Source organism: Paenibacillus sp. ClWae2A (assembly GCF_032452295.1).
GTDB lineage: Bacteria > Bacillota > Bacilli > Paenibacillales > Paenibacillaceae > Paenibacillus.
In genome coordinates this window covers 186,377-196,888 of sequence record NZ_JAULSQ010000006.1, presented here as the reverse complement: position 1 = coordinate 196,888, position 10,512 = coordinate 186,377, and the positions used below count along the sequence as shown (strand labels likewise).

The 10,512-nt window shown below is 45.5% G+C and carries 10 protein-coding genes; 7 read left to right on the top strand and 3 right to left on the bottom strand.

Annotated features, from left to right (window positions below):
• Window positions 1-34: 34 nt before the first annotated feature.
• Both QVE09_RS19250 and QVE09_RS19245 read right to left on the bottom strand, forming a co-directional pair.
• The gene (locus tag QVE09_RS19250; protein WP_315938072.1) at window positions 35-337 is read right to left on the bottom strand and encodes a hypothetical protein; all 303 of its coding nucleotides are present in this window, start codon (window positions 335-337) and stop codon (window positions 35-37) included.
• A 93-nt stretch (window positions 338-430) separates the two neighbouring features.
• The gene (locus QVE09_RS19245) at window positions 431-835 is read right to left on the bottom strand and encodes a hypothetical protein (RefSeq protein ID WP_315938071.1); all 405 of its coding nucleotides are present in this window, start codon (window positions 833-835) and stop codon (window positions 431-433) included.
• Between the two features lie 484 nt (window positions 836-1,319).
• Between QVE09_RS19245 and QVE09_RS19240 the strand changes: the two genes are divergently transcribed.
• Entirely contained in the window at window positions 1,320-4,793 is a 3,474-nt protein-coding gene (locus QVE09_RS19240; protein WP_315938070.1) for a glycoside hydrolase family 2 TIM barrel-domain containing protein, read from the top strand.
• A gap of 161 nt (window positions 4,794-4,954) precedes the next feature.
• Here QVE09_RS19240 and QVE09_RS19235 read toward each other — a convergent pair whose 3' ends face one another.
• Window positions 4,955-6,523: an RCC1 domain-containing protein gene (locus QVE09_RS19235; protein ID WP_315938069.1), complete on the bottom strand. Its 1,569-nt coding sequence runs from the start codon at window positions 6,521-6,523 to the stop codon at window positions 4,955-4,957.
• Window positions 6,524-6,717: 194 nt separating this feature from the next.
• On the opposite strand from QVE09_RS19235, the gene QVE09_RS19230 reads away from it, so the two are divergent.
• From QVE09_RS19230 to QVE09_RS19205, 6 genes are all read left to right on the top strand, one after another.
• Window positions 6,718-7,191, top strand: coding sequence for a DUF4362 domain-containing protein (locus QVE09_RS19230; RefSeq protein WP_315938068.1), 474 nt, complete (start codon window positions 6,718-6,720; stop codon window positions 7,189-7,191).
• 105 nt (window positions 7,192-7,296) lie between these two features.
• Window positions 7,297-7,494, top strand: coding sequence for a cation:dicarboxylate symporter family transporter (locus QVE09_RS19225; RefSeq protein ID WP_397387064.1), 198 nt, complete (start codon window positions 7,297-7,299; stop codon window positions 7,492-7,494).
• Between the two features lie 28 nt (window positions 7,495-7,522).
• Complete coding sequence (locus QVE09_RS19220) at window positions 7,523-7,867, top strand: PadR family transcriptional regulator (protein ID WP_315938067.1); 345 nt, start codon at window positions 7,523-7,525, stop codon at window positions 7,865-7,867.
• Entirely contained in the window at window positions 7,854-8,744 is an 891-nt protein-coding gene (locus tag QVE09_RS19215) for a permease prefix domain 1-containing protein (RefSeq protein WP_315938066.1), read from the top strand. Before QVE09_RS19220 ends, QVE09_RS19215 begins: the two co-directional genes overlap by 14 nt.
• Before the next feature lie 352 nt (window positions 8,745-9,096).
• Window positions 9,097-9,918, top strand: a complete 822-nt coding sequence (locus QVE09_RS19210; RefSeq protein ID WP_315938065.1) for a DUF4183 domain-containing protein — start codon at window positions 9,097-9,099, stop codon at window positions 9,916-9,918.
• Window positions 9,919-10,000: 82 nt separating this feature from the next.
• Window positions 10,001-10,285, top strand: a complete 285-nt coding sequence (locus QVE09_RS19205) for a DUF4183 domain-containing protein (RefSeq protein ID WP_315938064.1) — start codon at window positions 10,001-10,003, stop codon at window positions 10,283-10,285.
• Window positions 10,286-10,512: the final 227 nt, after the last annotated feature.

Below are 10,512 nucleotides of genomic sequence, written 5' to 3'. Positions count from 1 at the left end.
TTTCTTTAAATTATTGTTGTTATAATTCCGAAACTTATCCATTACCAACTTTGATGATGTAATCGTACACCAATGTACCAGAAGCATTATAAATTTTAACTGGAACTGTTGCAGAAAAATAAGTTGTTACCTTTCCGGTAGAGGAAATTGTAATCCAGGTATTATCATACACATACGAGTAACCTGACGAATAAGGAAGACTATACCCTGAAAATTGAGTTGGTAAGGTTATTACTGTTGCGGCAGCATACACAGGAGTGGACAAGGGCCCAACTGCAGTAGCACCTGTCGCTATTGACGTCGCTATTACAACTGATAACAAAACCTTTTTTAACATAGATTTCATTCCTCCTCGTAATTTTGTATTCTAGCACAACTAGAGTATACATATCCCGATAAAGGAAATAAAACACTTTTTTACTTATATTTACTAATTGGTTGTTTTCGGTTGATTAAAATTACCTATTTGTTGATTTAACAGACTTACTATTTCCTTTGAATTATTACTCATTCCGTCGTCATTCTGATTCTTATTGGAGTTGGAGAGGAACCGCGAATAGTTTTCTGTACTTGTTGCTTCTCCTTCAGCATGTTTTGTTTCACTCAATAGAACCTTTGAGCCGTCTGAATTAACAAGATACTGTCTAGTATAAGCACCTTCCCTTGCTGTAACCAGCTGCCCTTTTTTTTCTACTGATTTGTCTTTCTTTTCTTCGTCTTCTTTCTTTTCGACTGTTTGTACGAGCAGCGTTGATTTAAACAACTCTTTGTTGTTTGTTAGATTGTTGCGTTGGTTAATGTGATAAATGCTAGGACTAGAATTGTTAATATGCATGACTTCACACCCTCTTCGAATGGAAATTTTTGAAATAATTGTAACATTTCATTTTATATCGGTATCTTTTGTTGAGAAATGAATACAAATTGCGATTCGGACAAAAAAAGGGACACTCGCAGCTTTTCTTTTAACGATTTTAATGAATTTGATATCGTCATTCCCTGAAATACCTTATAAGTTTCTTCGCGGTTCACCATTCCGGGCTTATATTGTCTACTTGACGGGGCTGTGAACATGACCCGGTTGACGGGTTGCCTTTTTGGTTTGTTGTCATCGAAAGTTACAATACTTGGAGGGAATAAAACGTTCATCATTACGGCTAAAAAATCTTATGAAAAGGAGTTGCAGCGAAGAGACTGATGATATAATCGGGTTATGTGTTATAGTCATATTTATGTATTACCGAAAAGGTTTTCGGAAGAAGCGACATTTACTGTTGTAACCGCAATCATAATTTACTTCAAGAAAGTGAGAAACTACCATGAATCAGAAGAGACTTTTTAATGATGGATGGCAATTTGCGAAAAGTAAGCTGGATGTTACGGAACCTGCGGGTCTGGTGTATGAACCTGTGGAACTTCCCCATGACTGGCTGATATATAATACGCTTGAACTGTATGAAAACAGCATTGGTTGGTACCGGAAGACGTTCCAATACACGAAGGATGAGCAGCAGCTTTTGCTTTGTTTTGATGGCGTATACATGGATTCTTCGGTGTATGTGAACGGGCAGCTGGTTGGAGAGTGGAAGTATGGATATTCTGCTTTTGAACATGAGATCACGAATGCACTGGTGGAAGGCGACAATGAGATTGTGGTCAAAGTAGTGCATCAGAGCCCGAACAGCAGATGGTATTCCGGGGCCGGAATCTATCGCCATGTGTGGCTGAAGATGAGAGGCCGCAACCATATTGTTACGGATGGAACATATGTATCCATTAATCAGCAGCCGAATGGCTGGCAGGTGGAAGTAGATACGGAGCTGAACCTGGAACAGAATCAGCAGGCAGAGCTGGTGCATACGATCCGGTATGAAGGTCAGGTGGTGGCATCCAGCCAAGCGAATGTCGCGGCTTCGGCGGTTGAGAATGCGGCCGTATCGGTAGATAGCCAACAGATCATTGTGGAGAATCCAAACCTGTGGAGCCCGGATGCACCGCATCTGTATGAACTGGTGACAGAACTGCGATTGATCTCGGATGATCAGGAAGATCGGACAGTTGAATCGGTATCACAGCGCATTGGATTCCGGGATATCAAGCTGGATGCCAATGAAGGGTTCCACCTGAACGGTGTGTGCGAACACCATGATCTCGGGGCACTGGGAGCGGCGTTTAACCTGACGGCATTGCGTAGAAGATTCGTTTTGCTCAAAGAAATGGGCGTTAACGCTATTCGCACCGCGCATAATATGCCTGCCAAAGAGTTCATGGAACTTGCGGATGAGATGGGTATGCTGGTTGTATCGGAAGCCTTTGATATGTGGGAACGTGCCAAAACGCCATACGATTATGCGAGATTTTTCCCGGAGTGGGTGCATACGGATGTGAAGAGTTGGGTGAAACGCGACCGTAACCATGCCAGTCTGATCATGTGGAGTATCGGGAATGAAATCTATGATACCCATGCGGATGAGCGTGGACAGGAAGTAACCCGGATGCTGATGGATTATGTGCTGGAATTTGATCCAAAAGGTAATGCTGGCGTGACGATTGGTTCGAACTATATGCCTTGGGAAAATGCACAAAAATGCGCGGATATCGTGAAGCTGGCAGGTTACAACTACGCGGAAAAATACTACGACAAACATCATGAAGAACATCCGGACTGGATCATCTATGGTAGTGAGACATCTTCGGTGGTGCAAAGCCGTGGCATTTATCACTTCCCGTTCGAACAGCCGATTCTGGCAGATGATGATGAGCAGTGCTCGGCTTTGGGTAACAGTACAACCAGCTGGGGCGCGAAGTCGGCAGAATACTGTATCTTGGCAGAGCGGGATACACCGTATTCGCTGGGTCAGTTCCTGTGGACCGGATTCGATTATATTGGAGAGCCTACACCATATCATACGAAGAATTCGTATTTTGGACAGCTGGATACCGCAACGTTCCCGAAAGACTCTTATTATATCTACCAATCGGCTTGGACGGATTATAAGAAAAATCCGATGGTTCACCTGTTCCCTTATTGGGATTTCAACCCGGGTCAGATCATTGATGTACGCGTGTGCAGCAACGCGCCGAAGATTGAGCTGCAACTCAATGGTAAAACCATTGGTACGTACGATATCGATCATGCCCATGGAACACAGCTGTCCGGCTGGTGGAAAGTGCCGTACGAAGAGGGTGAGCTGAAAGCGATCGCTTATGATGAGAACGGTCAGATCATTGCAACCGATGTGCAAAGATCCTATACGGATGCGAAGAAGATTCGTCTGCAAGCGGATCGGGAGCAGTTGCAAGCGAATGGCACAGACCTCATTTTTGTAGAAATTGATGTGGAAGATGAAGCGGGTAATCCAGTTCACAATGCGAACAACCGCGTGCAAGTTCAGGTGACGGGTGCAGGACGATTGCTGGGTCTGGATAACGGGGACAGCACCGACTATGATCCATACAAAGGGTTGAGCAGAAGACTATTCAGCGGCAAGCTGATGGCTATCATCGGAGCGACAAATGAATCTGGAACGGTACGGATTGAAGTTTCTTCCGAAGGATTGGAAGGGGCTACGGCTGAGTTCGTTTCGCGGGTTGTGGATGGGGAACTTGAAGTGAGCAGTGTAGTTAATAATCAAACGCAAGCTGTCTTCATGCAAAATAAAGAACGTCCAGTGCTTACGGGGAATGCTCAGGAGATTCCTTTGCGGAGAATCGAGATCATCAGTACTGCAGGACAGTTGCTCGATCCGTCCAACCCGGAGCTTACTGTAACCGCCAAGCTGTATCCAGAGAACACCTCCTATCGTGATATCGAGTGGGCGGTTGTGAATGATGCGGGAATCGAGTCCAACATAGCCAAAGTGGAAGCCGTTCAAGCGGAAACGGGCGACAACGGCGAGCACCAACATGCGGTAAAGGTATCGGCTATAGGTGACGGGGAGTTCAGACTTCGTGCAACCAGTACCAACGGTACGGATAAAACGAAACTGATCTCGCAGCTGGAATTCAAGGCTGACGGTCTCGGTACAGCCTACAAAGATCCATACGGCTTCATCACGGGCGGACTGTACGATTACACCAAAGGTGATGTAGGTAACGGCAACGAACGTGGGGTAGCGACAAGTCGCGACGGGGAGACGCATGTAGGCTTCCGTAATATTGACTTCGGACCATACGGCTCCGATACCATAACGATTCCTATTTTCACGCTGTCCACTGAGGATTACTTCATTCAGATCTGGGAAGGTATGCCGGATGAAGAGGGAAGTACGATGATCGCGGATGTGGTGTATGACAAGGAATCTCAATGGAATGTCTACCAGGAAGAGACGTATCATCTGTCCAAACGCCTGAGTGGGATTACGTCGATCTGCTTTGTGTTGAAACAGAAGATTCATATTAAAGGTTTCTCTTTCGAGCGTCAGAGTCGTGCGTTTGAACAGAATGTGGCTGCATCCTGTGACCATCTCTATGGAGATACGTTCAAAATTGAGGGCGACAGAGTAGAAGGTATCGGGAACAATGTATCGCTGGAGTTTGAAAACATGGACTTTACGGCAGAAGGCACATCAAAGCTCGTGATCTACGGCCATTCACCGATTGATAAAAATACGATTCATATTCGTTTCGCAGGTGCGGACGGACAGAGCAACCAGTTGGTTGAGTTCACACAATCCGAAGGATATGAGGAGCGGGTGTTTGAGCTTGAGCAGGTGAAAGGTGTGCAGAAAGTAAGCTTTATCTTCCTGCCAGGCAGTCAGTTTGACTTTGGCTGGTTCCGATTCGAGAAATAGGACGATACTTGGAATGAATGTTGTCCAGCATTGCTCCGTTTAGCGTTGTGCGCTTAAACAGATTAATCCTCTTCAAATAACGATGTTCGTAAAGAACAGGACGTTTAATTGAAGAGGATTTTTTCTATGTTAAGGGATTCATATGGTGTAAAAGCGTTCGTCTAGAGCCCTGACTTTTTCTTGTCCAGATCATCAATGGTCAACAGGGATTTTTCAGAATCCCAAGACACGTTCAAACCCAAACCACGCAATACTTCAAAAGGCAAGGTGGTTGCTCCTGAGTAGTTATTTATGGGTTCAGATAGCTCTATGAGTTGCTCACTAGACGAATCTGTGGAAGTTATATGATAATGTGCTTCGTTAGGGGTGATCGTAATTGTTCGATTGTTATATTTCAACGTATAGTAACTCAGGCTATTTTCCACCTTATGCACCTCAAATTCTGCTCCGATTGCTGCAGCGATTGCTTTGATTGGCAGCTGTATAGTCTTGGACGTTTCCACCGCGGGATACATCGACTGGAATAGCTCACCGTTTAGATAAACATCTATTCCAAGCTTGGCCTGAACCGGTTTGTAGACCATGCCTCCAGAAGATGTTGCTGGTGCACCTGCTTCCTGATATTTATCACTGCCCCAGCCCCAAACGGTCCCCTCGGAGGATAATGCAAGACTATGGTGATATCCCGCTGAAACATCGGTAATGCCGGACAGATGGTTTACTCTCCCTTCTTTTCCGGTCACTGTCCTCCCATAGCTATACACCTCACCAGAAGTAGTAAGTAATAACGTATAACCTGAATTGCCATCCATCTTCTTCACTTTGAGTTCGTGATGAAAGGGGGTGACTATGCCTTCCAGGTCTAACTGCCAAGCCTTTCCCTTCTTATCCAGTGCAAGTAGAGATGCATCTGCACCGGTGATCGAAGATATGTTGTTCAACCCCTTTAACTTGGTTGGTTTGGAAGGTGCTTTACCGGGTTCGTTTGGCTCGTTCCATGTCCATACGGAGCCATCTTTCTTCAGAGCATAGCCGTGCAGGCCAGTGGATTCAACTTGAATGATATCTTTTAGCCCACTGATCGTCTGTAGCTTACGTGTCTGTTCCAGGGCTACGGCTTGAGGCGGGTTTTGCCAAGACAGAACGGTTCCATCCTGGAGAAGGGCGATGGTTGAAAAAGCCCCTATTCTAACATTTTTGGCAGAGGTAATATCAGGCACTTGACGTGGCATGTTGCCGTTACCCCACTCCCAGATGGTTCCATCTGCTTGAATGGCTGCGTTGTTCCCACCGCCGGAGGATGAAATAACTGTTACATTGGATATCTTGGGAATACGAATCGGACTAAATGTATGACGATATCGAACGGTGTCGCTCACACCAAGTTCTCCCCAGAGATTACGGCCCCAGGCCCATACGGAACCATCATTTCTCAATGCAATTGTGTAATAATAAGCACCCTGTACAGCGGTATAGTAAAGTTTCTTCTCTACACTGCTTGATGAAGTCGATTGAACAGAGGTGTTACTAGTGGAGGGTGACATGTTAGTGGCTGCATGAGTCGTTGGCACAGGAGCTAGCTCCATCAGCAGGCTTGACGCAACTAATGTTGTAGCTATTGCAATGGTGAATCGACGGGTCTCTTTACCGTTACTCTTGGATCGATTATTCAAGCGTGAAGTGGAGCGTTTTTCTTTTGCTATGTGATCGGATGAGTTTACCGATTGCATGATATCGCCTCTTTTTCGAATGAGTTGGGTATGAATGTTGCATTTCTTTCTAAACGCTCTATGAAGGGATGAAGTTACATACAAGTGATAAAATTTCCTTTATATTGAAGAGAGCTGAGCGTAATTGCAGCCTTTCTAACAGAAACTAGGTAACCTGCACGTAGTCTTTAATGTTGTAGACATGAGGTGATTGGATGAAAAGAGTGCTGCTTACGGTTTTGTTAGTTTTAATAGCGTTACCAGCGTGTGAGGCAAAGGATCGGACAGTGGATTCTCCAGTAATCACGAAATCATTCCCAGAAATTATTGAGCCCCATAATCCAGAGCAAGCGGAGCAAAGCGGGGATGTGGTTGTGCTTCATGGAGGCATACGGAACGAAGATAAGTGGAACACATTTATGAAGAATGTAGAGAAAAAACAGCAGGATCAGGTTCGTGTAACGATGTATACCATTGAAGGTGGGCCCATTATCCAGGAATTGATCTATGATGGTACAGCTATTCAATCGACTTACGATAACTCAAGGGATGCCTATGGCTCCAAACAGGGAATGAAGACCGACACTTGCAAAGGGATCGGAACGATGAAGAGTGAGCAGGGACATATTTTTTACGTGTTAACCGGGTGTGAGAAGGAAGAGAACCCCTTTTCGATGCCTAAGCTTTAAATGAACCTTCGGGGCCCTGGTATATACGATTGGCAATACCGGCATAGGCTAACTGTTCTCCATCGGTAAAATGATGGGTTCGGTCTACCTGAGCCGGCGATGTTCATGGCTCAGGCATATGGGGTGGAGCTTGCCATTACCCAGGTGCTGGTACTGCTCGATGTACTGATGCTGACCTCCAAAGGCGCTGCCGGAGTTACCGATTCCGGCTTCGTATCGTTGCGTGCAACGTTGAATAAGATTTATTTTGAGACAGTTGGCTCCATAAGATTGCTTTTTACAATATTTGTTTGTTATGCTTAACTACATAGAAATGCATAGTAGGTGGTGCGTGAAGCTGAGAAATGAAATGATTAAAGGATATATCGATGGAATAGTACTGTCTGTACTGAATAAGCAGGATGCATACGGATACGAAATATCCAGAACGGTGAATGACGAGACCAATGGTCAGTTTGATCTAAAAGAAGGCACGTTGTATCCGGCACTGAAACGTATGGAGGCTAACGGGTACATAGAAGGTTATTGGGGAGAGCAAATTAGTGGACCGCGGCGGCGATATTACCGAATCACCCCGGATGGCCAAACTCAGCTCAACACATTGAGGACATCATGGACGGAGAACATCAAGATTATTGATATATTCTTGGGAGGGGATCTGCATGGAAGTCATTGAACAGTATTTGGATCAAGTACTTCGATTTACATTTTTAACGAAGAGGGAAAAGTCTGAGTGGAGAGAAGAAATGGCCGCTCACCTCTATTCCTCGGTGGATCATCTAAAGCGCCAGGGGTTGGGAGAGACGGAGGCCATCGAACGTTCCATTCAACAATTTGGCTCTATCTCAGAACTGCGCAAAACGGTAACCAAAGAAACGTATGGATTTAATATGAAAATGATTTTTGGCTGTGCCTTAGCAGGTTTGCTCCTCTTCATTGTAACACTGGCGGGTGGACTAATCGCGAATCGATATGGTGTGCATAATCGGTATATCGAATTGATGCCTATTTTTTGGATTACGGTGTGTGCGTTAGGTGCCTGTCTTGTGTTTACGCGCAAACGTGTGGATCGTTTTTGCCTGTTATCTGTGCCCCTGTTATTCACTTTAGGGTACCTGCAAGCTTATTTTCAGGTGATGTATCATTATTGGGGTGAAGGACTTACGTTTAATATGTTTGAGAAGTTATTTTTTAGTGGCGTGCTCCATACGTCTGGTGGATTAAAGTCCACCTTAATCGCCTCTATGTTCTTGAGTGCACAGGCACTCGGTATGTTTGCGATAAGTAAAAATAAGTATATATCCATTCTACCTTTTGCCTTTTCCATCATGTATACCTTTGTTCATATGCTGATGTTTAGTCTCTATTATGTATTTTTCGCCTCTGAGCAGTTCAGTTCCGCGGTGACTCAGGGGTACAGCGTTTTTCAAGATGGGAATATGCAGCGGGTGTTGGAGATGGGGATGAGTTTGACCATGGCGGTAGCGTTGTGTGTAGTATTCCAAGGTTGGAGCTATTGGACGGCAAAAAGGAAGTTGAGCTCCGCTTCATAAGGGTATTCCGCATCCCTCATAATTAGACAATAAAGCCATGCTGGCAAGACAAAGGACAACTATAGTAGGATTCTTATCTTTTTTATTGGGCTTCCCTCATAGTTATTCGCACACTCTCCGAATGTGCTAAGGACATAGTATAGGGCATATATACTGTGTGCCTTGGCCTAAGGAGATGAACATTTTGAAGTATCTGAACAAGAGGACAGCCACCCTCAACAAATTAAGGCCCAGTCGTTCTACGCCAAAATGCAGAAACAAACACTTGGGAAAACGAAAGAAATGCCATATTATCCGAAGATCTTATCGAAGAAAGCGCTGCTCACTGAAGCGTCCAGTAAGATCACAGAAAATGGCCCGTCACAAAAAAGTCATTGCATTACCGAGAGGGGGAGGCAACAAACCGGTATGTTGTGAGCACGGCACCCTGCTCGCTCCGTCGAGACAACATGAATTGAAGATTGTGAGTCTCCCTGGAACGCAAGGTGTGGCAGGTGCCCAAGGCACCGCCGGATCTCACGGTGAGCCGGGGCAGGCGGGAACTCCAGGAGTGCAGGGTCCCGTTGGTCCTAACGGCGGGCTGGGTCAACCAGGGCTTCCCGGAGCGCAAGGTCCTCCAGGCCCTCAGGGTGAGCCGGGTCAACCCGGAGCTCAGGGTCCCGCTGGTCCTCAGGGTGAGACGGGTCAAGTGGGGTTTCCCGGAGCACAAGGCCCCGCAGGTCCTCAGGGTGAACCGGGTCAATCGGGAGTTCCGGGAGCGCAGGGTCCCGTTGGCCCTCAAGGTGAGCAGGGTCAACCGGGAACTCCCGGAGTCCAAGGACCGACGGGCCCCCCAGGTGAGCAAGGCCCGCCGGGCACCATACCCGGAATTGAAATCATTCCTACGGCAAACCGTTACTTCTATTTCCCGGACACCGATCTGGATTTGTCGGCCTCAGTTATAATTCCTGCCACCGCATTCACAAATGACGATGGCGGCAGCATAACCGAATTTGCGGGAATTGGACTTAACAGTTTTAACAATCTATATATCAACGGGATCGTCCAACAAGGAAACTCATACGATCTAAGTGCTGAGAGTTTGTTTTTTTCGTCACAAAACGGTGTGATCTTTGCAGGGACACCTATAACTATAGAGATAATTATAATAACAGCCAATATCATAAATGGTTAAAATTGGTTTTATCTACTGGTTCCTTTGCCTTCACTACTCCCAAACCTACCACATATACTATGTTAGGTAGGAGGTGAGAAACATGCCACTTGTGACACCATTTCAGAACAGTTTAAGATTTGCTGCAACCATTGGTGATGGGACCGGCACTGGAGCAGCGTTTGCCATTGCTGCGACTGATTTTACAAACGACGCTGGTGTAGCTGCAACCGCATTTCCAGGCACCTACAACTACTACAATCTTTATATTAATGGCCTTATGCAAACAGCAGATACCTCCTCGGCTACGACGACTACAATTACAATTCCCGGTGGAGATGCATTAAATGATGGGACTCCAATTGTTGTACAATTTGTAGTGTCTTAAAGAAGATTTAATCATGCTGCATTGTTATCTTGTGCGACTTCTATCTGTGATAGAAGTCGTTCTTTTTGTACAAGATACCCAGTCGACTCAACGGCATTCATCTATGCATTATTGTGCAAAAATAGTTACCCAAGGATGTTGCCGAACTACCGGATAACCTCTGAGGAAATGATCCTTCCGTTTGATTCCAATCCTCCTTCTCACTTGTTAAAATTTAGGTACATAAA